Raw genomic sequence first — 24357 nt, 5'->3', positions numbered from 1 at the left:
TCGAGGCGCCGGGGCCATGCGCCTGCCGGCGATCGCTGTACCGATGAGGGATCGAGGGCCCGGCGGTGCGCCGGACGCGGCGTGGAATGGTGGCCGTGCCGCCCCGGCCAGTGAAATGATCAATAGGACATGCCGCACCCGTTTTCGCGCCCGATGTCGCGATTCATAGGATGTGGTCAATCCGGCCCTTGACCTCGGAGGGGTTATGAGCATTGTCGGCACGCGCGTCGTGCGTACCGAGGATCCGCGCCTGCTCACCACCGGCGCGCGCTATCTCGAAGATCTCCGGCTGCCCGAGCTCCAGGGCGCGGCCTACGCAACGTTCGTGCGAAGTCCGATGGCCCACGCGCGGATCACCGGCATCGACGTCTCCGCGGCACTCGAGGAACCCGGTGTGGTCGCCGTGCTGACCGCGGACGACCTCGACGACCTCCCGGAGCCCTCGGCCGGCGCGGAACCCCTGCTCGCCAAGGACGTCGTGCGCTTCGTCGGCGAGCCGGTCGCGATCGTCCTCACCGAGGAGCACTACCAGGGTGAGGACGTCGCCGAGCTGGTCAGCGTCGACTACGACGAACTGCCCGCCGTCGTCGGCATCCCGCAGGCCCTCACCGACGAGACGCTGCTCTTCCCCGACAAGGGCACGAACGTCCTCGCCAAGGGCGGCGCGAAGGAGTTCGACGACGAGGCCTTCGCCGGCTGCGAGGTCGTCGTCGAGCGCACGATCGTCAACCAGCGCGTGGCCGCGGCCCCGCTGGAGGTCCGGGCGGCCGCCGCGCGGTGGGCCGACGACCGGCTGACGCTCTGGTCCAGCACGCAGAACGTCCACGGGGTCCGCGACGAGCTGACCGGGCGGCTCGGCCTCGGCAAGGAGGCGGTCCGGGTCATCGCGCCGGACGTCGGCGGCGGCTTCGGCGCCAAGATCGGCGCCGACCGGGAGACGGTCGTGGTCGGCTGGGCCGCGCGCCGCACCGGCCGGCCGGTGCGCTGGGTCGAGACGCGCAACGAGAACCTCATGGCCATGTCGCACGGCCGCGGGCAGCTGCAGACCGTCACGATCGGCGGCGGTCGCGACGGCCGCGTCCAGGCCTACCGGCTCGACATCGTGCAGGACTGCGGCGCGTACGTCCGCATGGGCGGCATGCTGCCGTTCCTGACGATGCTCATGGCCACCGGCGTGTACGACCTGCCGCGCGTCGAGACGGCCTTCCGCAGCGTCGTGACCAACACGACGCCGATCGGCGCCTACCGCGGCGCGGGCCGTCCGGAGGCCACCGCCGCGATCGAGCGGGCGATGGACCTGTTCGCCGCCGAGATCGGCATGGACCCCGCCGAGGTCCGCCGGCGCAACTTCGTCGCGCCCGACAAGTTCCCCTATCAGACGCCGACCGGGGCGACCTACGACACCGGCGAGTACGCCAAGGCGCTGGACACCGTGCTGGAGGCCGCCGGCTACGACGAGCTGCGCGCCGAGCAGCGGCGCCGCCGTGAGCGCGACGACCCGATCCAGCTCGGCATCGGCGTCTCGGCCTACGTGGAGATCACCGGAGGCGGCCCGGAGGCGGGCGAGACCGCCCGGGTCTCGGTGCACCCCGACGGCACGGTCACCGTCTGGACCGGCAGCTCGCCGCACGGGCAGGGCCACGCGACCGCCTGGGCGATGCTCGTCCAGGACGAGCTCGGCATCCCGATGGACCGCATCACCGTGCGGCACGGCGACACCGACGTGCTGACCGAGGGCGTCGGCACCTTCGGCTCCCGGTCCCTCCAGCTCGGTGGCACCGCCGTGCACAACGCGGCCGTGGAGATCAAGGAGCGGGCGCGCGAGCTGGCCGCCGAGGAGATGGAGGCCGACCCGGCCGACCTCGTACTGGATCTGGAGAGCGGCACGTGGACGGTACGCGGCGTGCCGGGCCGGGGGGTGCCCTGGGCGCAGCTCGCCGAGCGCGCCGGGCCGGACGGGCTGTCCGCCGACACGACGTTCGCCACGGACCAGTCGACGTTCCCGTTCGGCGCGCACGTCGCGGTCGTCGAGGTCGACATGGAGACCGGCCGGCCACGGCTCGTACGGCACGTGACCGTCGACGACGCCGGACCGGTGGTCAACCCGATCCTCGCCGAGGGCCAGCGCCACGGGGGCATCGCCCAGGGCGCCGCGCAGGCCTTGTTCGAGGAGGTCGCCTACGACGAGTACGGCAACCCGGTGACCGCCACGCTGCTCGACTACACCTTCATCAGCGCCGCCGAGCTGCCGAGCTTCGAACTGGTGCCGATGGAGACGCCCACGACGGTGAACCCGCTGGGCGTGAAGGGCATCGGCGAGGCCGGGACCATCGGCTCCACGCCCGCCGTGCAGAGTGCCGTCGTGGACGCGCTCGGCCACCTCGGGGTACGGCACATCGACATGCCCGCCTCACCCGAACGCGTCTGGACCGCGATCAACGAAGCGAGGACCGCCCAGTGAACGTGACGATCACTGTCAACGGCGAGAAGACCAGCCACGAGGTGGAGGACCGCACGCTGCTGGTCCACCACCTGCGGGACGTGGTCGGCCTCACCGCGACCAACGTCGGCTGCGACACCAGCACCTGCGGTGCGTGCACCGTGCTGGTCAACGGCGAGTCGGTCAAGTCGTGCACCGTGCTCGCGGCGCAGGTCGACGGCGACGAGGTGCAGACGCTCGAGGGCCTGGGCGGCGACGATGGCGAGATGGGCCCGGTGCAGCGCGCCTTCCGGGAGCACCACGCACTGCAGTGCGGGTTCTGCACCCCCGGCATGGTGATGGCCGCGACGTCGCTGCTGCGCGAGAACCCGCACCCGAGCGAGGACGAGGTGCGGGCGGCCCTGAAGGGCAACCTGTGCCGGTGCACCGGTTACCACAACATCGTCCGGGCGATCATGTCGGCCGCCGAGAGCACGGAGGGTGCGCGATGATCCCCCCGAAGTTCGACTACCGGCGCGCGGGTTCGGCGGAAGAGGCGGTGAGCCTCCTCGCCGAGTACGGCGACGAGGCCAAGATCCTGGCGGGCGGGCACTCGCTGCTACCACTGATGAAGCTGCGCCTCGCGCAGCCCGAGTACCTCATCGACATCGGCCGCGTCCACGAGTTGTCCTACATCCGCGGCGAGGCCGACCACATCGCGGTCGGCGCGCTCACCCGCTACCACGACCTGGAGCACTCCGAGCTGCTCGCGGCGGAGCTGCCGCTGCTCGCGCACGCCTCGGGCAAGGTCGGTGACCCGCAGGTACGGCACCGCGGCACCATCGGCGGCTCGCTCGCGCACGGCGAGTCCGCCTCGGACGTGCCCGCCGTCGTCCTGGCGCTGGACGGCACGCTGGTCGCCTCGGGCCCGTCGGGCGTACGTGAGATCCCGGCGAGCGAGTTCTTCCTGGGCCCGTTCGAGACGGTCCTGGAGCCCGACGAGCTGCTCACCGAGATCCGCCTGCCCCGCCCGGCCTCACCCGGCTGGTCGTTCCAGAAGCTGACGAGCCGGGCCATCGACTGGGCCATCGTGGCGGTGGCGGTCCAGGGATCGTCGGTCGGACTGGTCAACATGGGCTCGACGCCGCTGCGGGCGACCGCGACGGAGCGGGCGCTGGCCGAGGGCGCCTCGATCGCGGACGCTGCGGCCCAGGCGGCCGAGGGCACCTCGCCGTTCGCCGACCGCAACGCGAGCCCGGACTACCGCAAGCACCTGGCCCGCGTCCTGACCCGCCGCGGCCTGGAGGAGGCGGCCGGGCGCGCGAGCTGATCAGAGCCAGCCGCGGCGCTTGAACAGCAGGTAGGCCACGATCGAGGCGGCCAGCATCAGGATCAGGGCGAACGGATAGCCGCCCACCCAGTGCCGCTCCGGCATGTGGTCGAAGTTCATGCCGTACACCGTGCCGACGAACGTGGGAGCGAAGAAGACCGCCGCCCATGCGGAGATCTTCTTCAGCTCCTCGTTCTGCGCGTAACTCGCCTCGGTCAGGCGCTTGACCTCCTCGTTCTGCGCCTGGCCGATGAGCGTCGACTTGATCGTGAGCACGGTCCGGTAGAACTCGATGACGCCCTGGAGGTACTCCTGCTCGCTGTCGGCCATGTCGCGCACGCGACCGAGCTGGTCGGCCGCGTCGGCCACCAGCGGGCGGCCGGCGGATGAGATCCTCGTGAGGGCCTTCATCCGCCCGTAGATCGCGGCTCCGAGCGCACCCATGGTCCGTACGGCGAGCAGGCCGTGCCGGGCGCGGAACAGCTCGGTGAGGAACTCCTCCGGGTCACCGACCTGCCCGCCGGTGACCCGCTGTTCGAGCCGCCAGACGTCCTTGGTGACCGTCTCGACGTACTCCTCCTGGCTGCGGATCACGGCCGAGACGATCGCGTGCGACAGCTCCCACGACGAGGAGGGGCGCAGCCGGCCCGCCCGGATCCGGCGCAGCACGGCGCCGGTCTCGCGCAGCGCGGCCTCCGGGGGCACCGCCGGATTGACCGGGCCGTGCACGGTGACCAGGTAGTTCTTGCCGATGAACTGGTCGAGCTCGACGTAGTGCACGTGGCCGCGCTCGCCGCGTTCGGGCGTGTGCAGGACGACGAAGACGTGGTCGGGATAGGCGTGCATCTTGGGTACGCGGTTGCGCTCGACGCACTCACGCACCGCCATGGGGTGGAAGCCGAACACCTCCGACAGCGCGTGGGCGGCCTCCTCGTCGCATGCCGGGATGTCGACCCAGACCAGCCCCTCCTCGCCGCGGAGCAGGGCCGGCAGCTCCTCGGCGCGGCGATCCTCGGCCCCGTCCCCGGTGATCAGGCGAACGCGCATCCGGATCACGCTCCTTCGACCCCGCCGTCCCCATGCCCGATCATGCCAAGCACGTTTCGGTACCGGTAGGACGGGTCGGCCTGGCGTGCGGTTCAACGCTCCAGTTCGGCCCGTACGCCCAGCAGGCGGACCGGCCGGTCCGGGGTGAAGCCGTCGAGGGCGTCGAGCGCGGCACGCTCGAACGCGTCCGTCTCGGCGGTCGGCGCGGGCGGCGTCCGGCCGTGCGTCCGGGTCGTGAACGGCGCGTACCGCACCTTGACCACGATCCGGACGGCCCGGCGCCCGTCGGCGGCGACCTCCTCGGCGACCCGCCGCGCGAGCCGCGCCACCTCCGCGCGTACCTCGGCCCAGTCGTCGAGGTCACGCTGGTAGGTGGTCTCCCGGCCACGCGAGTGCGCGACGTGCGGCGCGGCGCTCACCGGCGAGGAGTCCTCGCCCCGTGCGATCCGGACCAGCCACGGCCCGGTCGCCGGGCCGAACCGCGCGGCCAGCGCGTCCGGGTCGGTCTCGGCGAGCCCCCGCACGGTGCCGATGCCCAGCGCGGCGAGCCGCCGGGCGGTCTTGCGCCCGATCCCCCACAGCGCGTCGCACGGCCGGTCGCCGAGCACGTCGAGCCACGTCTCGCCGGTCAGCCGGAAGACCCCGCCGGGCTTGCCGAACCCGGTGGCGACCTTCGCCTGGAGCTTGTTGCCCCCGATCCCCACGCTGCAGTCGAGGCCGGTCGCCGCGTGGACGCGACGGCGGATCTCGCGGGCGTCCGCCTCCGGGTCATCGGTGTCGACGGCCAGGAACGCCTCGTCCCAGCCGAGCACCTCGACGACCGCGCCGTACGCCCGCAGGACCGCCATCACCTCCGCGGACGCCGCCTCGTACACGGGCCGGTCGACCGGCAGGAACACCGCGCCGGGGCAGCGTCGCGCGGCCGTACGGAGGGGCAGCCCGGAGTGCACGCCGAACGTCCGCGCCTCGTAGGAGGCCGTGCTGACCACGCCCCGCTTGGCCGGGTCACCGTCGCCGCCGACGACGACCGGAAGGCCGCGCAGCTCCGGGCGGCGCAGCACCTCCACCGCGACCAGGAACTGGTCGAGGTCGACGTGCAACACCCACGGGGCCACACTCCATCTTCACCCGAGAGTGTCGACACTGACCTGCCACAGGCGCTCCGCCGCCTCCGGGTCGAGGGCGTAGGCCGCGACGCCGAAGCGTGTGCCGGGCCGGTTGGGCCCGGCCTCCTCGCAGTCCTCGAAGTAGCGCCCGCTCACCCCGTCGAGCAGCGGGGAGGCCGCCACGAGCACGGACGTCGCGGCGCCCTGCTCGGGGGTCTTCCACTGCGAGGCGCCGGCGCCCGCCTCGGCGCGGAGTCGCTCGATCTCCTCGTCGCTGACGTGGCGTTGCAGGTTGGTACGGATGCTGCCCGGCGTCAGGGCGTTGACGGCGATGCCGTCGCCGGCCCAGCGCCGGGTCGCCTCCACCGCGAACAGGACGTTGGCCGTCTTGGACTGGCCGTACGCGGACCAGGGCTCGTACGCGCGCTCGCGGAAATGGATGTCGTCGAAGACGACCGGCGACCGCAGGTGCGCGCTGGAGCTGACGGACACGACGCGGGCGCCTCCGGCGGCGGCGAGCGCCCCGTGCAGGCCGGTGGTCAGGGTGAAATGGCCGAGGTGGTTGGTGGCGAACTGCAGTTCCCAGCCCTCGGGCGTGCGCGTCTCCGGCGCGGCCATGACGGCGGCGTTGTTCACGAGCATGTGCAGCGGGCCCTCCCAGGCGGCGGTGAAGCGCCGCACCGAGGCCTGGTCGGCGAGGTCGAGGTCGGCGACCAGGACCTGCTTGTTGCCGGTGGTCGCGATGATGTCCTCGGCGGTGCGCTCCCCGGCGTCGCGGCGCCGGACCGCGAGCGTGACCTCCGCTCCGGCGCCGGCCAGCGCCCGCGCGGTCTCGATGCCGATGCCGGACGCGCCGCCGGTGACGACGGCGCGGCGGCCGGTGAGGTCCACGCCGTCCAGCACCTCGGCGGCCGTGGAGGCGAAGCCGAAGGGCGTGGTGATGCGTGTCGTCATGATCTTTCCGTCTCCCCGGGTCCTGCGATGCGGGGACCCGGCCGGTAGGATGTGAACCGGAGGAACCTCCGAATGACTCCGACTCTAAGCGGAGGATCCTCCATTTACAAACTCGCGCCATCCGAGGAGGAGCCGTGCCACCCACCGGCCCCCGACCGCTGCGCGCTGACGCCCAGCGCAACCGCGACCGCCTCCTCGACGCCGCCGCGCACGCCTTCTCGAAGGCCGGCGGGGCGGAGGTCACCCTCGACGCGATCGCCAAGGACGCGGGCGTCGGCATCGGCACGCTGTACCGGCACTTCCCCACCCGCGAGGCGCTGGTGGAGGCCACCTACCGCAAGGAGCTCGCGCGCCTGTGCGACGCCACGTCGGAGCTGCTGGCGAGCCTGCCCCCCGACGAGGCCCTGCGCACCTGGATGGACCGCTTCGTCGACTACATGACCGCCAAGCGCGGCATGGCCGACGCCCTGCGCGCCGTCATCGCCTCCGGCGGCAACCCGTTCGCCGAGAGCAAGGCCCGCCTGACGGAGGCCGTCACGACGCTCACGCGGGCCGGGGCCGCCGTCGGCCGGATACGGCCCGACGTCGACGCCGCCGACGTGGTGGCGAGCCTCGGCGGCGTCTCCCTGATGGCCGCGGAGCCCACCCAGCGCGAGCAGGCCGGCCGGATCCTCGACCTGCTGATGGACGGCCTCCGCTACGGCGCACGGGGCACGGCCGGCGAGTCCGGCCCGTAGCGAACTGACGCGCCGGCCGTCAGCCGGTTGCCTCGCGGGTGAAGCGGGCGGCGGGCGCGCCGGTCAGGTGGCCGGCGGGCAGCCGGCGTCCGCACAGGAGCACGGCCAGGTCCTGGGCGGCCCCGGTGACCGGCTCCCCCGAGCCGTACGACCAGTCGATGTCGTCCGCGCGCAGTTGGACGCCGTCCAGGTCGACGCCGAACCACTTCAGGCCCTTCTCGGTGGCCAGGCCGCTCAGGACGAGGCGCAGGCGCGCCTCGGGGACCTTCCGGTCGAGACCGAGCGGCACCGTGACGTCCAGCCCGTGGACGACGTCGTGGGTGAGCGCCGCACCGTACCCACCGCGCGGCGGCTTCCACGGGTGCTCGGCGTTGTCCTTCAGCACCGCGGTCAACTCCTCGGCCGGCAGCACGGCCGTGTCGCGGCGGGCGGCGCGGTCCAGCATCCGGTCGAAGCTCCCCCTCGCCCGGACCAGCCCGAAGATCACCTTTGGGACCGAGTAGCGGAACGCCATCGTCATGTGCGCCACGACCTCGCGCACCCGCCAGCCGGCGCACAGGGAGGGCGCGTCCCACGCGTCGGCGGGCAGGCCCGCGAGCACGGCGGCCAGCTCACGGCGTTCCTCCGCGATCCACCCGCGGATCTCGCGGATCTCGCTCATCGGTTCCCGACCTCCCACGCCGCCACCAGACGCTTGGGCGCGCGGGAGCGCCAGGCGAGCTCGACCAGCCGGCCGAGCAGGTCCTCTTCCACTTCGCCCAGGTCCAGCTCGACGCCGATGACCTTGTCGAAGCGCCGCAGCTCGGTGAGGACCGGGTGCTCGGCGACCAGCGCGGGCACCTGCTCGGCCGGCACGGACACGCCCGCGTGGCCGTTCGGCAGCAGCCCGGCGAAGCCCTTGCCGCGCACCTTGAAGTCCACCAGCCGAAAGTGGGTGCCCTGCTCCGTCTCGGGGAGGGCGAGCGCCAGTCGGCGCAGATCGTCGAGGTCGGCCATTGCCGTCTCCTCCGTTGTCTCGGGTTCTGCGGTACGTCCCACCGACGAACGGGCCGGGCGCCGAAGGACCGCCTCAGGCCGAAATCTCGGCGAGCCGGCGGCCGAGATAGCGCCTCTCGGTGTCGGTGGTGGTCAGATCCAGCGCCGCACGGTAAGCCGCCGCGGCCTCGTGCGTACGGTCCAGCCGGCGGAGCAGGTCGGCGCGGGTCGCGGGCAGCAGGTGGTATCCGGCCAGGGCACCCGACGCCTCGATCCGCTCCACCAGCGCCAGGCCCGCCCGCGGTCCGTGGGCCATGCCGACCGCCACCGCGCGGTTCAGCTCCACGACCGGGGTGGGCACGAGCCGGGCGAGCCGTCCGTAGAGGGCGGCGATCTGGGGCCAGTCGGTGTCGGCCGGGTCGGCGGCCGTGGCATGGCAGGCAGCGATGGCGGCCTGTACCTGGTAGCGGCCCGGCGCGCCGCGCCGGAGCGCGCCGTCGAGCAGGGCCACACCCTCCTCGATCTCGGCGGCGTCCCAGCGGCGGCGGTCCTGGTCCTCCAGTGTCACCAGGTCGCCGGCGGCGTCGAGGCGGGCGGCGCGGCGAGCATCGTGCAGCAGCATGAGGGCGAGCAGGCCGACGGCCTCCGGCTCGTCCGGCATCAGCGCGACCAGGACGCGGGCCAGCCGGATCGCCTCCGCGCTGAGGTTCCGGCGCATCAGGTCGGCCCCGGCCGTCGCGGAGTAGCCCTCGTTGAACAGCAGGTACAGCACGACCAGGACGGTGTGGAGGCGTTCGGGCAGCAGGTGCGCAGGGGGTACCCGATACGGGATGCCGGCGTGGCGGATCTTCTGCTTGGCCCGTACGAGCCGCTTGGACATCGTCGCCTCACCGACGAGGAACGCCCGTGCGATCTCGGCGGTCGTCAGCCCCGCCAGCGTGCGCAGGGTGAGGGCGACCTGCGCCTCGGACGCCAGCGCGGGATGACAGCAGGTGAACATCAGGCGCAGCCGGTCGTCGGGCAAGCCCCCGTCGTCGGCGGCCTCGCCGGGTTCGGTCAGGGACAAGGCGGCGACCTCCCGTAGCTTGGCGGCGCCGACCGCCTCGCGACGCAGCCGGTCGACGGCGCGGTTGCGCGCCGTGGTGGTCAGCCACGCGCCGGGCCGCCGGGGGATCCCGTCGCGCGGCCAGCGCCGCAGGGCGAGCGCGAAGGCGTCCTGCGCGCACTCTTCGGCGAGGTCCCAGTCGCCGGTGACCCGGATCAGCGTCGCGACGACCTGGCCCCACTCGTCGCGGAAGGCCCGGTCGACGGCGGCCTCGACCTCGGTCGTCATCGCTGCCGGACGGGCCGGACCTCGATGGTCCCGTAGCCGGCGGCCGGATGCTTCGCGGCGATCTCCAGCGCCTCGTCCATGCCGGCGCAGTCGATGAGGCAGAACCCGCCTATCTGCTCCTTCGTCTCGGCGAACGGCCCGTCGGACAGCAGCACGGTGTCGTCGCGCACGCGTACGGTCGTGGCCTCGGACGGCGGCCGCAGCCCGCCCCCGTCGCGCACGACGCCCCGGCGCAGCATCTCCTCGCTCCAGCCGCCGCAGCCGTCCTCGGCGTGCTCGGCCGCGGACTCGTCACCGCAGATCAACAACAGGTACTTCACGGATCCTCCTCATGCCGCCTCACCTCGTACGACGAACGGAAACCCCCGTAAGGGACATGGGCCGCGGACATCAGCTCGAATCGGCGCGGTCGAGCAGCTCGTGGATCAGGCCGACGACCTCGCCGGGGGTGAACTCCATGGCGTTCTCGCCGACGCTGATCTCGAACGCGCACCGGCGCGGGTCCGGGAGCGAGCGCACGCGCGGGAAGAGCTGCACGCCCGTCTCGGCGAGCAGCGCGGCACCGGCCCGCTCGACCGCCTCCTTCGGCGCCGGCAGGTGGATGTGGAACAGGGGCGTCTGCGGCGGGTCCGGGCACGTACGGGCGGCACCGTCGGCGTTGACGGCCGCGGCGATGGCGAGCGCGTGCTCGCGGAAGACCGGCATGCGCGGCGGGATCGTGTCGAGGCCGGCGAGCGCGGTCAGCGCGAGCGGCCACGCGTCGGGAATCGCGCCGCCGAGGCGGGTACGCCACACGCCGGCGGCGGCGATCGTGGCCGCGTCACCGGCCAAGACGGCACCGCGCGTGCCCTGGAGGCTCTTGTAGAGCGAGATGTAGACCGTCTCGAACAGGCCGGCGATCTCCTCGAACGGACGGCGGTAGTATGTCTGGGCCTCCCACAGGCGGGCACCGTCCAGGTGGGGCGCCGCGCCGCCGGCCCTGGCGACCGCGACCTGCTCGGCGAGGTCGTCCCACTCGGGGAGCAGGCCGCCGAGGTCGCGCTGCGGCAGTTCCCAGAGCACCGCGGCGAGCGGCTCGCCGATCGCCGCGAGGTCGGTGGCGGTCATCAGGGTGTTCGGGTCACCGGCGCGGTGGAGCCACAGGCCGTGTACGACGTTGTAGCCCTGCTTCTCCCACTGCTCGAGGTGGCAGAGCGGGTGCGCGGCGAACCCGCGCCGCCCGCTCCGTGCGGCGTGCACCCGCAACGCGACCTGCTGAGCCATCGTGCCGCTCGGGAAGAACAGCGCGGCCTCCTTGCCCAGCAGCCCGGCGAGGCGGCGCTCCAGTACCGCCATCGGGCCGTCGGGCCCGTCGGGTGGCGTGTCGGCGTCCACCAGGTCGAGCAGGCCCTCGAGCACGACGCGGGGCCGCCGGCGGATCGGCGCGTGCAGGAACAGCGATCGCCGGATCTCCGGAGTCGTCGCGGTCACCCCGGCCTGCTCAGGATTCGCGCCAGTGGGCGGCGGGCCCGGGCCAGGGCGGCGGGGCGGGCCACCCCGCGGAGGCGCCGCCTCGGCCGGTGAGCCAGGCCAACAGCTCGTGGCCGGGCGCGCTGATCTCCGGGCCGTCGCCGAGGCGCACGTCCACGTCGAGGTCGGTGGCGCGGACGCGGCCGGCGGCCAGGCCGCCGTCGAGCCGGATGGCCTCGAGCGTCTCGGTCAGTTCCCACCGGACGTACGCCGGCGACCAGTCGGTGTGGCGGTAGCCGAAGTCCAGGTCGAGGTGGTGCGCCTCGACCTCCCGCCAGCGGCGGTACAGGACGTACCAGGCCGGGTGCGTCCAGCCCGAGCGGGCCGCGACCGTGGACCGCCACGCGGTCGCGGGCAGCGTGGCGGCCTGGAGGGCGAACCGCTCGACCGCGACGCGCAGTTCGGCGCGCAGCTCGGCCGCGGGACGGCCGGAGTTGGCCTCGATGCCGGTGTCGCGCACCCGGTCGTCCGGGTACTGCCGGATCATCGCGCCCGTCCGGGCCCATTCGAGCAGGTTCCAGCACGAGTCGGCGTTGCGGGCGAGGTGCGCGACCACGTGCCCGCGGGTCCAGCCGGGCAGCCGCGACGGGGCGCGCAGGTCGTCGTCGGTGAGCTTGTCCACGGTCGCCGTCAGCCGCGCGCTCGCGGCCTCGACCTCCGCCAGGGTCGCGCGTACGTCGTCCATCGCCTCTCCTCCCGCAGGGGCCGGTCCCCCAGAATCATCGCGCCTTCCGGCACCGACGCCCACATCGGCCTCCCGGCGGGCGCAGGGCCCGGGGAGATGGCGTTACTCAACCGTTACTTGTTACCGGCTGGTCAATTTCTCGTGACAGGGTTAATTTACTGGTCAGTAACCGTCCTGTGATCTGCTTCACAGCCTCGGCACGCCGTCCCCTGCTCCCCCTCGCCCCCGGGAGGATCCGTGCTGCCCCGCCGCGCACTACGGTCGCTGCTCGTCGCCGCCACCGCCCTGCTGGGCACGACGCTGCTCGGCCCCGTCGCCCAGGCCACCGACCCCGTCGACGCCGCGAAGGCCCTCGCCGCACCCGGCGTGCCGGGCGCGAACGACTGGTCGTGCCGGCCGAGCGCCGCCCACCCGCGACCGGTCGTCCTCGTGCACGGCACGTTCGCCGACGGCACCGTGAACTGGATCGCCGACTCTCCCGCCCTCGCGTCGCGGGGCTACTGCGTGTTCGCCCTGACGTACGGGGCGAAGGCCGGCGTCCCGGTGCTGCGGGCGATCGCGCCCGTGGCCGACTCGGCCGCGCAGCTGTCCACGTTCGTCGACGGCGTCCTCGCGGCCACCGGCGCGTCGCAGGTCGACATCGTCGGGCACTCGCAGGGCGGCATGATGCCGCGCTACTACCTGAAGTTCCTCGGCGGCGCGGCCAAGGTGCACACGCTCGTCGGCCTGGCGCCCTCCAACCACGGCACCACGCTCGACGGCCTGGCGGTGCTGGCCGCGCAGTTCCCGGGCGCGACCGACGTCCTGAACTCCGCCTGCCCCGCCTGCGCCGACCAGGTCGTCGGATCGGACCTGCTCACCCGGCTGAACTCCGGCGGCGACACCGTGCCCGGCGTGAGCTACACCGTGATCGCCAGCCGGTACGACGAGGTCGTCACGCCGTACTCCGGCCAGTTCCTCAGCGGCGGCGGCGTGCACAACGTGACGCTGCAGAACCTGTGCGCCACCGACGTCTCCGAGCACATCGCGATGGCCTTCGACCCGGTCGTGCTGCACGAGACCGAGAACGCCCTGGACCCGGCGCACGCCTCGCGGACCACCTGCCTGTCACACGGCTGAACCACCATCGGCCCCGCCAGACGGAGGCCGGGGATCCCGCCCCCGGGTCCCCGGCCTCCGTCACACCACGCTCAGGTGATCCAGCCGCCCTCCCGCGCCCGCTCAAGCGCCTCGTGCGCGCCCGGGGTGTCGAGCATCTCCAGCCCACGGATCGCCCAGAACCGCACCGAGTCGTCGTCGCTCTCCAGCTCACCGGCCAGCACGTCCAGCGCGCGCGGCGACCGCGCCTCGGAGATCAGCTCCAGGAGCCAGCAGCGCAACTCGTCGTCCGGTTCTCGTCCGAACTCGGCGATGAGCTCGTCCACGTACGCGTCCGCATGCTCACGCAGGAAGTCGAAGCCGTGCGTCCGGAGCCGCGCGTCCGGGCTCCGCATCGACTCCAGCGCCTGCGTGAAGCGCCGGTTGGTCATCAGGTCGTCCTCGCGTCCACAACGAATTCGGGATACGGACGCATCGCATGGTAAACGCCGGATACGACATTCCCGGCCGACGCCGCTCCGCTCTCAGAGCGGGGCGGACCAGTCGAGCGTGCGGACGACCTCTTCTTCGTCGGGGACGCCCGCGGGCCCGGTACCGGGCCGCCGGGCGGGTGCGCGGCTCGCCGTCAGCCGGGCGCTGGTGGCCGTGTTGAGCTCCACGCGAGGCCGCCGCAGCCGCTCGTACGCCTCCAGGGCCGCCTCCGTGGACGGCGCATCACGCAGCGCCTTGGCCAGCACGACCGCGTCCTCCATCGCCATGGAGGCGCCCTGCCCGGTCGCCGGGGAGGCGGCGTGCGCGGCGTCGCCGATGAGCAGGGTCCGCGCGGTACGCCAGCGCCCGCCCGGGGGCAGGTCCGAGGCGTTGGTGGCCATCAGCCGCTCGCCGGTGGCGGCGACGATGTCCGCGGCCACGGTGGCATCGGGCCGCAGCAGCGGCAGCAGGTGCTCGCGCCACGCCTCCGGCGAGCCGCCGGTGAGTTCCCCCGCGGTCAGCGCGGCCCCGGCGACCCGGGCGAACCAGTAGGTCTCTCCCGCGGGAGAGACGGCGTGGCCGAACGCGGCGGCGCTGCCGCGGATCATCTCGATCCGCTCGGGCTCGCCGAACGCGGTGGTGGTGTAGCCGTAGAAGACGCGCTGGCCGGCGTAGCGCGGTGGGCCGCAGTCCGGATCGACCACCGCGCGGGTGGCGGAGTTCAGTCCGTCGGCGGCGACGAGGAGGTCACCGGCGGCGCCGTCGCCGTCCGCGAAGCGCGCGACGACCTCGTCCGCCCCCTCGTCGACCGAGACGAGCCGCCGGCCGTGCCGTACGGGGATGCCGCGGCCGAGCACCTCGGCCCGCAGCGCCGCGCACAGTTCGGCACGCCGCAGGCAGCGGTAGCGGGCGAGCGGTTCGTCGTGGCGGCCCAACGGCACGGTGGCGAGCGCGGCGCCGTCGGTGCCGGTCACCCGCATGGAGGTGAGCGGGAAGCCCGCGTCCGCCACCGGGCGCGCGGCGTCGACCTGGGCCAGCGCGATCATCCCGTTGGTGGCGAGCGTGAGGAAGGCGCCGATGTCGTCGCCGCTCGCCGGGTGCGCCTCGTACACCGTCACCTCGGCACCGGCCTTGTGCAGGGCGAGTGCCGCCGAGAGCCCGCCGACACCGCCGCCGATCACCAGGATCCGCACCGATCCCCCTTCACGCCGCGTCCTGCGGCCAGTCTCTCAGGGCCCCGCGTGCCGGTGGGCGTCCCCGCCGCGATCCGGCACAACCGGTCTCTCAGCTCCGTACGGCGCGGTAGAACTCCGTGGCGTCCGGTTCCAGCGGGGTGTTGCCCAGGATCAGGTCGGCGGCCTTCTCCGCCACCATCATCACCGGCGCGTAGATGTTGCCGTTGGTGATGTACGGCATGACCGACGCGTCCACGACCCGGAGCCCGTCCAGGCCGTGGACCCGCATGCTGCCCGGGTCGACGACGGACATCGGGCCGGTGCCCATCTTGGCCGTGCACGAGGGGTGCAGGGCGGTCTCGGCGTCCCGCGCGACCCAGTCGAGGATCTCCTCCTCGCTCCGCACCCGCGGGCCGGGGGAGATCTCCCCGCCGTTGAACTCGTCCAGCGCCGGCTGGTTCAGGATGTCACGCGCGACGTTGATCGCCTCCACCCACTCGCGCCGGTCGTTCTCCGTGGACAGGTAGTTGAAGCGCAGCGCCGGGTGTTCCGCCGGATCGGTCGAGCGGATCTTCACCGACCCTCGCGTGTCGGCGTACATCGGGCCGACGTGGACCTGGTAGCCGTGGCCGCCGGCCGGCACCGAGCCGTCGTAGCGGATCGCGATCGGCAGGAAGTGGAACATCAGGTTCGGGTACGCGACCTCGTCGTTGCTCCGGACGAACCCGCCGCCCTCGAAGTGGTTGGTCGCGCCCGGCCCGGAGCGCAGGAACAGCCATTGCGCGCCGATGATGGGCCGCCGCCACTTCGCCAGCGCGGGCTGCACCGAGACCGGCCGCTTGCAGGCGTACTGGACGTAGACCTCCAGGTGGTCCTGGAGGTTCTCCCCGACCCCGGGCAGGTCGGCGACCACGTCGACGCCCAGGGCGCGCAGCTCGGCGGCGTTGCCGACGCCGGAGAGCTGGAGCAGCTGCGGCGTGTTGATGGACCCGCCGCACAGGATGATCTCCCCGCCGTACGCCTCGCGGCCCCGGCCGTACCGTACGCCCACCGCCCGATCCCCCTCGAAGAGGATCTTCGTGACGTGCGCCCGGGTCCGTACGGTGAGGTTGGGCCGGTTCATCACCGGGTGCAGGTAGGCGCGGGCGGCCGACAGCCGCCGGCCCCGGTGGACGTTGCGGTCGAACGGCGCGAAGCCCTCCTGCCGGTAGCCGTTGACGTCGTCCGTACGCGGGTAGCCGGCCTGCTCGGCGGCGGCGAAGAACGCCTCGAACAGCGGATTGACCGCCGGTCCGCGCTCCAGCACGAGCGGGCCCTCGTGGCCGTGCCAGGTCTCGTCGCCGGCCAGGCAGTTCTCCAGCCGCTTGAAGTAGGGCAGGCAGTGGGCGAAGTCCCAGTCCCGCATGCCCTCGTCGGCGGCCCACCGCTCGTAGTCCATCGGGTTGCCGTGCTGGAAGATCATCCCGTTGATGCTGCTGGATCCGCCGAGGACCTTCCCCCGGGCGTGGTAGATCCGCCGCCCGTTCATGTACGGCTCGGGCTCGGACTCATAGCCCCAGTCGTAGAACCGGCTGCCGATGGGGAAGGTCAGCGCGGCCGGCATGTGGATGAACACGTCCCAGCGGTAGTCCGGGCGGCCGGCCTCCAGCACCAGGACGGTGTTGCCGGCGTCCGCCGACAGCCGGTTGGCCAGCGCGCTGCCGGCCGACCCTCCCCCGACGATGACGTAGTCGTACCGCTCGCGGCTCACGACACCACCTCGGAGTCGTCCGGCCTCGTCCACGCCCGGCGGCGTACCGCCAGCATCACGCCGCCCACGACGACGATCAGCACGCTGGTCAGCAGCGCGCCCCACTGGTAGTACCAGTGGTCGGTGCCGTAGACCGCGCCGCGCGGCCAGAACAGGTTGACGACCATGGCGACGCCGTACAGGACGGCGAAGGCGTTGACGACGAGCCCGAACCGGCCCATCCGGAAGTACGGCCCGTGGCCGGGTCCCGGCCACGCTCCACGCAGCCGCCGGAGCAGCATCGGCCCGGTCACCATCAGGTACGGGATGTAGAACAGGATGATCGCGGTCGAGGTGAGCACGAAGAACGCACGCTGGTTGCCGATGTTGATCAACAGCACGACGATCGTGAGCACGCCCGTGACCAGCGCGGGCACGATCGGTGTCTTCGAGCGGGCCGAGACCCGCGAGAAGGACGCGCCGAACGGCAGCCGCCCGTCGCGGGCCATCGCGAAGATCATGCGGATGGCGGCGGTCTGCACGGCGAGGCAGCAGACCGTGATCGCGATGGCCGAGCAGACGAGGAAGGCGTCGCCGAGCGTGTTGCCGAGGGTGGACTTCAGCAGGTAGGGCATGCCCGAGACGCTGAGCTCCTTGGCGTGGATGTCGCCCACGGCCATCATGCCGACGAGCATCAGCAGGCCGCCGACGATGAAGGCGGCGGTGATGGCGCGGATGATCGCGCGGGGCGCGTGCCGCCGCGGCTCGACGGTCTCCTCGGCCAGCGACCCCGCGGTGTCGAAGCCGTAGAAGACGTAGGCGCTCATCAGCGAGGCCACCAGGAAGGCGCCGAGGTAGCCGGCCGAGTGGCCCGCGCCGGCACCACTCGTCTGCAGCACCACCTGCGGGCCGCGCTTGATGTGCACCGCCAGCGCGACGATCAGCAGGATGATGCCGCCGAGCTCGACCGTGACGCCGAAGTTGTTGATCTTGGCCATCACCCGGACGCCGACGATGTTGATGATCGTGGTGAAGACGACGAGGCCCAGGGCGAGCACGATGGCGTTCTTCGCGCCGCCCGGCGTGGAGGTCGCGCCGATGTCCGCGGCGCCGCCCACGATCTGGAAGCCCGACCAGACCTGCGGCAGGATGATCTGGTACGCCACGGCCACCGCGGCGGCGGTGACCACCGCTCCGATGACCATGATCCAGCCGGCGAACCACGAGGTCACCGGCCGTGCGATCTGCTTGGACCACTGGTAGACCGACCCGGCGAGCGGGTACTGGCCGGCCATCTCGGCGAAGCAGAACGCCACGGCCAGCTGTCCCAGGAAGACCAGCGGCCAGGTCCAGATGAACGCCGGGCCGCCCGATCCGAAGCCGAAGAAGAACAGCTGGAAGACCCCGGTCATGATCGAGATGTAGCTGAACCCGGAGGCGAAGCTGGAGAACGACCCGAGGGACCGTTCCAGCTGCTGTTTGTAGCCGAACCCGGCGAGGTCGGCGCTGTCGGAGTCGTCGCGTTGGTGGTTGACGGGGAGTGATTCGCCATGGACGGCCATGGCCGGCTCCTTTGTTCGATCGACGCCCTTCAGCCGGAGAACCAGCGCGTCGGCTCGGGGGCGGTGTTGTGGTAGATGTGCTTCTTTTCCTGGTACTCCTCAAGGCCTGAAGGGCCGAGTTCCCGGCCGATCCCCGATTTGCCGAAGCCGCCCCACTCCGCCTGCGGAAGGTAGGGGTGGAAGTCATTGATCCAGACGGTGCCGTGCCGCAGCGCCGCCGCCACCCGCTGCGCCCGTCCGGCGTCGGCCGTCCAGACCGCTCCGGCCAGGCCGTAGCCGGTGTCGTTGGCGAGCCGTACCGCCTCTTCCTCGGTGCCGAACCGCTCGACGGTCACCACCGGCCCGAACACCTCCTCGCGGACGACCGCCATGTCCCGGGTGCAGTCGCCCAGCACGGTGGGGCGGAGGAAGAACCCGCCGGCCAGTGCCGGGTCGGCCGGGCGCGTGCCGCCGGCGAGCAGCCGCGCGCCGTCCGCGAGCGCGCGCTCGATGTGGCTCTCGACCTTGGCGCGGTGCGCGGCCGAGACGAGGGGCCCGCACTCGGTGCCGGGGTCCAGGCCGTCGCCGAGGCGGATCCGGTCGGCGCGGGCGGCCAGCTCCGCGACGAACCGGTCGTGGATCTCCTCCTGGAGGATCAGCCGCGCGCCGGCCGAGCAGACCTGGCCGGAGTGGAGGAAGGCGGCGGTGAGCGCGTAGTCCACCGCGGTGTCGAAGTCGGCGTCGGCGAACACGACGTTGGGGTTCTTGCCGCCGAGCTCCAGCGCCACGCGGCGTACGCCCCGCGCCGCGGCGGCCATGATCTCCTGTCCGGTGGACAGCCCGCCGGTGAAGGAGATCAGGTCGACGCCGGGGTGGGCGACCATGGCCCGCCCGACCGTGCCGCCGGCGCCGAGCAGGAGGTTGACGACGCCGGGCGGCACCGCCGCCTCCTCGACCAGTTCGACCAGCGCCACCGTGGTCAGCGGGGTGAGCTCGCTGGGTTTGAGCACGGTCGTGTTGCCGGCCGCGAGGGCGGGGGCGAGCTTCCACGACATCTGGAGCAGCGGGTAGTTCCACGGCGCGATGAGGGCGCAGACGCCGACCGGCTCATGGGTGATCCGGCTGACGACGTCCGGCCGGCCCGGATCGACGACGCGGCCGGCGTGGGTGCCGGCGAGACCGGCGTAGTAGCGGAACACCGCGGTGACGTCGTCGACGTCGGCGCGCCCCTCCCTCAGCGTCTTGCCCGTGTCGAGGCTCTCCGTACGGGCGATCGACTCGCGGTCGCGCTGGAGCAGGTCCGCGATCCGCGCGAGCGTACGGCCGCGCTCGGTGGCGGGCGTACGCGGCCAGGGGCCGGAGTCGAAGGCGGCGCGGGCGGCGGCCACCGCGCGATCGACGTCGTCGGCGGACGCCTCGGCCACGGTCTCCAGCACGGTCGCGTCGAAGGGATTCAGGGTCGTCGACGTCGCTCCGGAGGAGGAGTTCGCCCAGGCGCCGTCGAGGTAGAGCCGCTTGATGCCGAATTTCCTCTCGTTTATCCCTCCGCTCCCCTTGCGTACGTTTGTACATAAATGAGGTGGCCGCCGTCAATGCGCCCGCTGCGCGGCGGCGCGGGGTTTGGGAGACTGCTGACCTATGTCGACGGACGGGGACCTCGGCAGACGAGGGCGGGGGCCGACCGATCCGGCCCGCCGGGAGAAGATCGCGAAGGCGGCCATCGCGGTCGTGGCCGAACGCGGCGTCGAGGGCGTGACCCATCGCGCCGTCGCGGCGGCGGCGGGCGTGCCGCTGGGGTCGACGACGTATCACTTCGCGACCCTGGACGACCTGCTGGCCGTCGCCCTGCGCACGGCCGCCGACCACAACGTCGCCCGCCTGCGCGCCTGGGAGCGCGATCTGCCCGCCGACGCCGACCTCGCCGCAGCGCTCACCGACCTCGTGGTGCGCGGCCTCACCGAAGAACGCCCGCAGACCGTCGTGGAGTACGAGCTGTACGTCGCGGCGCTCCACCGCCCGCCGCTCCGGCATGCGAGCAACAACTGGGACGACGCACTGGTCGAGCTGTTCGCCTCGCGTACCGACGCGGTCACCGGGCGGCTGCTGGCCGCGGCCTTCTGCGGCCTGGTGATGCAGGCCCTGCTCGCCGACCCGCCGCCCACGCGGGACGAGATCGAGGCCCTCTTCCGCCGCGCCCTCGGCGAGCCGCCGCGCTCCCGCTGACCGCAGGGGCCCTCAGCGGCGGGGCACCGCGGCGACGCCCTCGATCTCCACCGTCAGCTCCGGCGCGGCCAGGGAGTCGACGACCATGAGCGAGTGGGCGGGCCAGTCGCCCTCCGGGTACCACGCCGCGAAGATCTTCTCCCGCGCCGCACGGCTGCCCGCGAGGTGCTCGCGCGCCGAGACCATCGTCAGCAGCTTGACGAGGTGGGCCGGGCCGGCGCCGAGCGAGTCGAGGAGCGTCGCGATGTTGGCGAACGCCTGACGCGTCTGCGACTCCGCGTCCGGGCCGGCGAGCGTGCCATCCTCGAGCGCGCCGACCTGCCCGGAGATGAAGACCAGCTCATGGTCGGGCGGCACCGAGGCCAGGTGGCTGTACTGTCCGATCGGTGCTGCCAGACCGTCCGGGCTCCAGCGGCGAATCATGCGTCCTCCCTTGATGGCGGGCCGGGCCCGCGTGGTCAGCCGTCGAGACGGATGTAGCCGGCGAAGCGGCCCGTCGTACGGTCGCGGCGGTAGGAGTACAGCTCGGGGGTCTCGATGGTGCAGCGGCCGTCGTGGTGGATCTCGGTGACCCCCTCGGCGGCGAGCTGGGCGGTGATGCCGGCCCGCAGGTCGAGGGCCGGGGTGCCCCGGCGCGTCGTGGACCACGACTCCGGCAGCCCCGCGGAGACCTGGTCGCGCAGCTCGGCGGAGACCTCGTAGCAGAGCCCGCAGGCGCACGGGCCGATCAGCGCGCTCATCCGGGCGGGATCCGCGCCGCGGGCGGTCATCGCGCGGACCAGCGCGGGCACGACGCCGTGGGCGGTGCCGGCCCGCCCGGAGTGTGCGGCGCCCACCAGCCCGGCGTCCGCGTCGGCGATCAGCACCGGCGTGCAGTCGGCGACGAGCACGCACAGGGCCAGGCCCGGCTCGTCGGTGAACACCGCGTCCAGCGCGGGCGGCTCGTCCCCGAACGGAGCGGTCACGTACGCGACGTCCGCGCTGTGGACCTGCCGCATGTAGACGACGCGCGCCGGGTCGGCCCCGAACTCCAACGCCGTCTTCTCGCGGTTGCGGCGGACCGCCTCCGGATCGTCGCCGACCGCGCCGCCCAGGTTGCGGCTGTCGTACGGCGCGGCGCTGACCCCGCCGAGCCGATCGGTGATGACCGTGTGAACTCGACCCGGCTTCATCGCGTGGCTCCCGTTACCTCAAATGCGGGGTGCATATCAGGCAGCCGTGGCCTTGCGGCCCGGCGTTCCCCGTTTCCGGGGTTCCCGCTTCAGTGCCGACGGCCCACCTGAGGCGGGTCTTACACCGGCTCCACCGGAACGGCCGATGCCGTCCCGCCCGGTCTCCCGGGGGGCGTTTTCCGTCTCCCCGCAACTCTGGGCGACGTCGACCGCGAGTGCGGCCAGGTTGCGTGCGGCGTTCTCATCCCGATTGAGGAGAAGTCCGCAGGTGGTGCAGGTGTAGGTCCGCTCGGACAGGGCGAGCTTGGTTTTCACCGCGCCGCAACCCGAGCAGGTCTTGCTGGAGGGGAACCAGCGGTCGGCCACGATCAGCCGCCCGCCGTTCCAGGTGGTCTTGTAGGCCAACTGCCGCCGTACCTCGCTCATGCCGGCATCGGCCACCGCGCGGGCCAGCCGCCGGTTGGCCAGCATCCCCGACACGTTGAGGTCTTCGACCACAACCGTGCCGTAGTCGGCGGCCAGGCGACTGGTGAGCTTGTGCACTCCGTCACGCCGCTGGTTGGCCACCTTGGCGTGCGCGCGGCCGAGCGCTGCTTTGGTCTTGTGCCAGCGGGCGGATGCCTCACGCCTGTCACCCGTGGGGGTACGGGGACCCTGACGGCGGGCGAGTTCCTTACCGAGCCTGCGGAGTTCACGCAGCGCCGCGGCGTGGTGCCGCCGATTGGGGACGAGCTCACCGGTGGACAGCACCGCGAGATCCTTCACCCCAAGGTCCACCCCCACCACGGCATCGGGGCGTGCGGGGACGCCTTCGGCCCGCTCGATCTCGCACGTGAAGGACACTAGCCACCGCCCACCTTTGTACCGGATGGTGGCCGCCATGATCCGGCCGGTGCCGCGCTCCAGATGCCGGGCGAGCTTGCGAGTGGATTCGCTCGTGCGGATCGTGCCCAGCCGGGGCAGCGTCACATGACGCCGGTCGCTCTCTACCCGGATGGCGCCGGTGGTGAACCGACACGACGGGACGATGCGATGCTTGGCTTTGAACCGCGGGAACCCGACCCGTGCACCCGCCCGCTTACTCTTGCGGGAGGCATCCCAGTTCTTCAACGCGGCCGCCAGGCGGTCCAGACCGCAGGCATACGCTTCTTTGGAGTTGTCCGCCCACCACGGCACCACATCGCTCTTCGCGGCGTTCCACCGCTTCCGCAGCGAGTACATCGACCACGACAGCAACGGCGTCAGCCGCTCCTCGGGGATGCCGTAGGTCTTCTCCGCCTCCCGCTGCGCCAGGTTCGCCTTGACCTGCCCGAGCCCCCAGTTGAACGCGAACCGAGCCCCACCACAGTGCGACGCCAAGGCCGCAGCCTGAGCGGGCGTGGGATCCAGCGCGTACCGATACGCCTGAACGACCTTCACAGGCGGTCTCCGCCGGGTTTAGCCTCGGCCGCGGCGACCGTCCGCAGCGGGAGCGGGGTGTACACCCCCATCGTGCCGGTGGGCCGACGGCGGGCGGGGACAGGCGTCTTACCCTCCCGGAACCGCCGGTAAGCGGGCGGATGAATGCCCTGCGACCTCGCCCACTCCGCAAGCTTCACACACTCACTAAAACATACGTTCGCTCCAGACGCTCGCGCTTCGCCAGGGTTGCCAGCCTCGATTCATCGCCGCCGCACATGTTCGCTGCGGGCCTTCGGTGCCTGCCTTAGCACGGCCGTCGGAGCTGGAGTGCGGGGCGGGTCATCGCCAAGGGGCGGTAATAATCGCGCCCGTAAACGGCGGGACTACGATCGCCGCTCCGGCACCGGGTAGGCCAGCGGAACGCGCACCGCTCGATCCCCGACGCACAAGAGGTCACGAGGAATGATTCACCATGTTGTCGCCATTTCCGCCGCGACGACCTTGATCGGGGCCACCCGCACGCCGCCGGCGCACGCGGCGCGTCTGCCCGCCGCCGTACGCCGCGACGGCGGCCACCACGGCAACGGACACCACAACCGCAACGTCCTGTCGTCACGGAGTCCCACGAACAACCGTGGCTACCAGCACACCAACAACGGCAACGCGGGCGGTACGAACCCGGTCCAGAACGGGCTCTGCCGGCACGTCACCTCGTGCACCATCAACCAGAAGGTGACGATCATCCAGCCGGAGCGGCCCGCCCCGGCGCCCGCCTCCGCCCAGGCCCCACCGCAGACCGTGACGCCCCAGGCCGTCGTGCCCCAGGCCGTCGCGCCGCAGGCCGTCGCGCCGCAGGCGATCGTGCCGCAGGTCAGGCCGGCGCCGAGGCCGCGCCCGCGCACCCCGTTCATGTACATGGGGCCGGACGGGTTCATGCTGATGGCGTCGGACTCGGGAGCGCGTTTCGGGGCCTCGGCGGACACCGGCTCCTTTTCCCTGCCTTTCGGGTTCTTCGCCTGATTCCGGCGGGGGCAAAGAGAGGGCCATCATCCGCGTACGTACGCACTGCCCGGGCGGCGACCGGGTATGGAGGCGAATGCACGCGATGTCCCGACCGAGCCGGTCCGCGCTCCCGCCGAAAGGAATTCGCCGATGCGAGGGAATGGCGGTCTCGTCGTCCTCCTCACCGTGGGGATCTGCCTGACCGCGACCCCGGCGTACGGTGGCACGCTCACGGTCCTGAACGGCGACATCAACCACAACGGGAACGGCAAGCACAACCACAACGCCTTCTCGATCCGCAGCCCCACCCACAACAAGGGCTTCCAGATCATCTCGAACACCAACGCGGGCGGGGTCGGCTCCAGCCGTAACGCGTTCTGCAAGCGGGTGCGGTTCTGCCACATCCACCAGGTGACCTTCCCCTGATCGACGACGGCCGCCCCGGGCGGG

The 24357-nt window shown here is 72.5% G+C and carries 25 protein-coding genes; 8 read left to right on the top strand and 17 right to left on the bottom strand.

What is annotated here, in order from left to right:
• The first annotated feature begins 205 nt into the window (after positions 1 to 205).
• Genes OG417_RS11275 through OG417_RS11265 form a run of 3 tightly spaced genes read left to right on the top strand, consistent with a single transcriptional unit; the run spans position 206 to position 3749 of the window.
• Positions 206 to 2461, top strand: coding sequence for a xanthine dehydrogenase family protein molybdopterin-binding subunit (locus tag OG417_RS11275; protein ID WP_329253759.1), 2256 nt, complete (start codon positions 206 to 208; stop codon positions 2459 to 2461).
• The gene (locus OG417_RS11270; RefSeq protein WP_329253757.1) at positions 2458 to 2931 is read left to right on the top strand and encodes a (2Fe-2S)-binding protein; all 474 of its coding nucleotides are present in this window, start codon (positions 2458 to 2460) and stop codon (positions 2929 to 2931) included. Before OG417_RS11275 ends, OG417_RS11270 begins: the two co-directional genes overlap by 4 nt.
• Positions 2928 to 3749, top strand: a complete 822-nt coding sequence (locus tag OG417_RS11265; RefSeq protein WP_329253754.1) for an FAD binding domain-containing protein — start codon at positions 2928 to 2930, stop codon at positions 3747 to 3749. Before OG417_RS11270 ends, OG417_RS11265 begins: the two co-directional genes overlap by 4 nt.
• Here OG417_RS11265 and OG417_RS11260 read toward each other — a convergent pair whose 3' ends face one another.
• From OG417_RS11260 to OG417_RS11250, 3 genes are all read right to left on the bottom strand, one after another.
• Entirely contained in the window at positions 3750 to 4796 is a 1047-nt protein-coding gene (locus OG417_RS11260; protein ID WP_329253751.1) for a magnesium transporter CorA family protein, read from the bottom strand.
• 92 nt (positions 4797 to 4888) lie between these two features.
• Positions 4889 to 5899 carry a DNA polymerase IV gene (locus OG417_RS11255; protein WP_329253748.1) on the bottom strand — a complete coding sequence of 337 codons (1011 nt, stop codon included), beginning with the start codon at positions 5897 to 5899 and terminating at the stop codon, positions 4889 to 4891.
• 21 nt (positions 5900 to 5920) lie between these two features.
• Positions 5921 to 6856, bottom strand: a complete 936-nt coding sequence (locus tag OG417_RS11250) for an SDR family NAD(P)-dependent oxidoreductase (protein ID WP_329253745.1) — start codon at positions 6854 to 6856, stop codon at positions 5921 to 5923.
• A gap of 134 nt (positions 6857 to 6990) precedes the next feature.
• On the opposite strand from OG417_RS11250, the gene OG417_RS11245 reads away from it, so the two are divergent.
• Entirely contained in the window at positions 6991 to 7593 is a 603-nt protein-coding gene (locus OG417_RS11245; RefSeq protein ID WP_329253742.1) for a TetR/AcrR family transcriptional regulator, read from the top strand.
• A gap of 19 nt (positions 7594 to 7612) precedes the next feature.
• Here OG417_RS11245 and OG417_RS11240 read toward each other — a convergent pair whose 3' ends face one another.
• The 6 genes from OG417_RS11240 to OG417_RS11215 all read right to left on the bottom strand — a co-directional run bounded on the left by OG417_RS11240 (position 7613) and on the right by OG417_RS11215 (position 12095).
• Positions 7613 to 8254 (bottom strand): maleylpyruvate isomerase family mycothiol-dependent enzyme, encoded by a 642-nt coding sequence (locus OG417_RS11240; RefSeq protein WP_329253739.1) that lies wholly within the window; start codon positions 8252 to 8254, stop codon positions 7613 to 7615.
• Complete coding sequence (locus OG417_RS11235; RefSeq protein ID WP_329253736.1) at positions 8251 to 8589, bottom strand: MmcQ/YjbR family DNA-binding protein; 339 nt, start codon at positions 8587 to 8589, stop codon at positions 8251 to 8253. The genes OG417_RS11240 and OG417_RS11235 overlap by 4 nt, the downstream gene beginning before the upstream one ends.
• A gap of 73 nt (positions 8590 to 8662) precedes the next feature.
• The gene (locus OG417_RS11230; RefSeq protein ID WP_329253733.1) at positions 8663 to 9901 is read right to left on the bottom strand and encodes an RNA polymerase sigma factor; all 1239 of its coding nucleotides are present in this window, start codon (positions 9899 to 9901) and stop codon (positions 8663 to 8665) included.
• Complete coding sequence (locus OG417_RS11225; RefSeq protein WP_329253730.1) at positions 9898 to 10221, bottom strand: YciI family protein; 324 nt, start codon at positions 10219 to 10221, stop codon at positions 9898 to 9900. The genes OG417_RS11230 and OG417_RS11225 overlap by 4 nt, the downstream gene beginning before the upstream one ends.
• Positions 10222 to 10291: 70 nt before the next feature.
• Positions 10292 to 11371 carry a threonine aldolase family protein gene (locus OG417_RS11220; protein WP_329253727.1) on the bottom strand — a complete coding sequence of 360 codons (1080 nt, stop codon included), beginning with the start codon at positions 11369 to 11371 and terminating at the stop codon, positions 10292 to 10294.
• 10 nt (positions 11372 to 11381) lie between these two features.
• Positions 11382 to 12095, bottom strand: a complete 714-nt coding sequence (locus tag OG417_RS11215) for a maleylpyruvate isomerase family mycothiol-dependent enzyme (protein WP_329253724.1) — start codon at positions 12093 to 12095, stop codon at positions 11382 to 11384.
• A 237-nt stretch (positions 12096 to 12332) separates the two neighbouring features.
• Between OG417_RS11215 and OG417_RS11210 the strand changes: the two genes are divergently transcribed.
• A complete protein-coding gene (locus OG417_RS11210; RefSeq protein WP_329253721.1) occupies positions 12333 to 13214 on the top strand; it encodes an esterase/lipase family protein in 882 nt (293 codons plus the stop codon).
• A 71-nt stretch (positions 13215 to 13285) separates the two neighbouring features.
• Here OG417_RS11210 and OG417_RS11205 read toward each other — a convergent pair whose 3' ends face one another.
• The 5 genes from OG417_RS11205 to OG417_RS11185 all read right to left on the bottom strand — a co-directional run bounded on the left by OG417_RS11205 (position 13286) and on the right by OG417_RS11185 (position 19650).
• Entirely contained in the window at positions 13286 to 13624 is a 339-nt protein-coding gene (locus OG417_RS11205) for a HEAT repeat domain-containing protein (protein ID WP_329253718.1), read from the bottom strand.
• A gap of 93 nt (positions 13625 to 13717) precedes the next feature.
• On the bottom strand, positions 13718 to 14857 hold the full coding sequence (locus OG417_RS11200) for an FAD-dependent oxidoreductase (RefSeq protein ID WP_329253715.1): 1140 nt from the start codon (positions 14855 to 14857) through the stop codon (positions 13718 to 13720).
• Between the two features lie 91 nt (positions 14858 to 14948).
• Positions 14949 to 16589 (bottom strand): choline dehydrogenase, encoded by a 1641-nt coding sequence (gene betA, locus OG417_RS11195; protein ID WP_329253712.1) that lies wholly within the window; start codon positions 16587 to 16589, stop codon positions 14949 to 14951.
• Complete coding sequence (locus OG417_RS11190; protein ID WP_329253709.1) at positions 16586 to 18130, bottom strand: amino acid permease; 1545 nt, start codon at positions 18128 to 18130, stop codon at positions 16586 to 16588. The genes betA and OG417_RS11190 overlap by 4 nt, the downstream gene beginning before the upstream one ends.
• A 29-nt stretch (positions 18131 to 18159) precedes the next feature.
• On the bottom strand, positions 18160 to 19650 hold the full coding sequence (locus OG417_RS11185) for an aldehyde dehydrogenase family protein (protein ID WP_329262237.1): 1491 nt from the start codon (positions 19648 to 19650) through the stop codon (positions 18160 to 18162).
• Between the two features lie 97 nt (positions 19651 to 19747).
• Here OG417_RS11185 and OG417_RS11180 point away from each other — a divergent pair, with 97 nt between their 5' ends.
• Positions 19748 to 20332 carry a TetR/AcrR family transcriptional regulator gene (locus OG417_RS11180; protein ID WP_329253706.1) on the top strand — a complete coding sequence of 195 codons (585 nt, stop codon included), beginning with the start codon at positions 19748 to 19750 and terminating at the stop codon, positions 20330 to 20332.
• A 12-nt stretch (positions 20333 to 20344) separates the two neighbouring features.
• On the opposite strand, the gene OG417_RS11175 is transcribed toward OG417_RS11180, so the two are convergent.
• The 3 genes from OG417_RS11175 to tnpB are packed head-to-tail and all read right to left on the bottom strand — an operon-like array spanning position 20345 to position 22923.
• Positions 20345 to 20755 carry a RidA family protein gene (locus OG417_RS11175; protein ID WP_329253703.1) on the bottom strand — a complete coding sequence of 137 codons (411 nt, stop codon included), beginning with the start codon at positions 20753 to 20755 and terminating at the stop codon, positions 20345 to 20347.
• A gap of 35 nt (positions 20756 to 20790) precedes the next feature.
• Positions 20791 to 21504: a peptidoglycan editing factor PgeF gene (gene pgeF / locus OG417_RS11170; protein WP_329253701.1), complete on the bottom strand. Its 714-nt coding sequence runs from the start codon at positions 21502 to 21504 to the stop codon at positions 20791 to 20793.
• A 36-nt stretch (positions 21505 to 21540) separates the two neighbouring features.
• Positions 21541 to 22923 carry an IS607 family element RNA-guided endonuclease TnpB gene (tnpB, locus tag OG417_RS11165; RefSeq protein WP_329253699.1) on the bottom strand — a complete coding sequence of 461 codons (1383 nt, stop codon included), beginning with the start codon at positions 22921 to 22923 and terminating at the stop codon, positions 21541 to 21543.
• Positions 22924 to 23367: 444 nt separating this feature from the next.
• Between tnpB and OG417_RS11160 the strand changes: the two genes are divergently transcribed.
• Entirely contained in the window at positions 23368 to 23925 is a 558-nt protein-coding gene (locus tag OG417_RS11160; RefSeq protein WP_329253696.1) for a hypothetical protein, read from the top strand.
• A 132-nt stretch (positions 23926 to 24057) separates the two neighbouring features.
• Entirely contained in the window at positions 24058 to 24333 is a 276-nt protein-coding gene (locus OG417_RS11155) for a hypothetical protein (RefSeq protein ID WP_329253693.1), read from the top strand.
• Positions 24334 to 24357: the final 24 nt, after the last annotated feature.

Source organism: Actinoallomurus sp. NBC_01490 (assembly GCF_036227085.1).
GTDB lineage: Bacteria > Actinomycetota > Actinomycetes > Streptosporangiales > Streptosporangiaceae > Actinoallomurus > Actinoallomurus oryzae.
The sequence above is the reverse complement of the archived record's forward strand: the minus strand, read 5'-3'. Positions and strand labels throughout refer to the sequence as shown.

What these genes read in the sequence shown, in the direction of transcription:
- OG417_RS11235 (WP_329253736.1), bottom strand. Translation starts at nt 8,589, where the DNA reads ATGGCCGACCTCGACGATCTGCGCCGACTGGCGCTCGCCCTCCCCGAG.
- OG417_RS11180 (WP_329253706.1), top strand. Translation starts at nt 19,748, where the DNA reads ATGTCGACGGACGGGGACCTCGGCAGACGAGGGCGGGGGCCGACCGAT.
- OG417_RS11190 (WP_329253709.1), bottom strand. Translation starts at nt 18,130, where the DNA reads ATGGCCGTCCATGGCGAATCACTCCCCGTCAACCACCAACGCGACGAC.
- OG417_RS11260 (WP_329253751.1), bottom strand. Translation starts at nt 4,796, where the DNA reads ATGCGCGTTCGCCTGATCACCGGGGACGGGGCCGAGGATCGCCGCGCC.
- OG417_RS11175 (WP_329253703.1), bottom strand. Translation starts at nt 20,755, where the DNA reads ATGATTCGCCGCTGGAGCCCGGACGGTCTGGCAGCACCGATCGGACAG.
- OG417_RS11205 (WP_329253718.1), bottom strand. Translation starts at nt 13,624, where the DNA reads ATGACCAACCGGCGCTTCACGCAGGCGCTGGAGTCGATGCGGAGCCCG.
- OG417_RS11215 (WP_329253724.1), bottom strand. Translation starts at nt 12,095, where the DNA reads ATGGACGACGTACGCGCGACCCTGGCGGAGGTCGAGGCCGCGAGCGCG.
- OG417_RS11240 (WP_329253739.1), bottom strand. Translation starts at nt 8,254, where the DNA reads ATGAGCGAGATCCGCGAGATCCGCGGGTGGATCGCGGAGGAACGCCGT.
- OG417_RS11265 (WP_329253754.1), top strand. Translation starts at nt 2,928, where the DNA reads ATGATCCCCCCGAAGTTCGACTACCGGCGCGCGGGTTCGGCGGAAGAG.
- OG417_RS11250 (WP_329253745.1), bottom strand. Translation starts at nt 6,856, where the DNA reads ATGACGACACGCATCACCACGCCCTTCGGCTTCGCCTCCACGGCCGCC.
- OG417_RS11160 (WP_329253696.1), top strand. Translation starts at nt 23,368, where the DNA reads ATGATTCACCATGTTGTCGCCATTTCCGCCGCGACGACCTTGATCGGG.
- OG417_RS11275 (WP_329253759.1), top strand. Translation starts at nt 206, where the DNA reads ATGAGCATTGTCGGCACGCGCGTCGTGCGTACCGAGGATCCGCGCCTG.
- pgeF (WP_329253701.1), bottom strand. Translation starts at nt 21,504, where the DNA reads ATGAAGCCGGGTCGAGTTCACACGGTCATCACCGATCGGCTCGGCGGG.
- OG417_RS11230 (WP_329253733.1), bottom strand. Translation starts at nt 9,901, where the DNA reads ATGACGACCGAGGTCGAGGCCGCCGTCGACCGGGCCTTCCGCGACGAG.
- OG417_RS11155 (WP_329253693.1), top strand. Translation starts at nt 24,058, where the DNA reads ATGCGAGGGAATGGCGGTCTCGTCGTCCTCCTCACCGTGGGGATCTGC.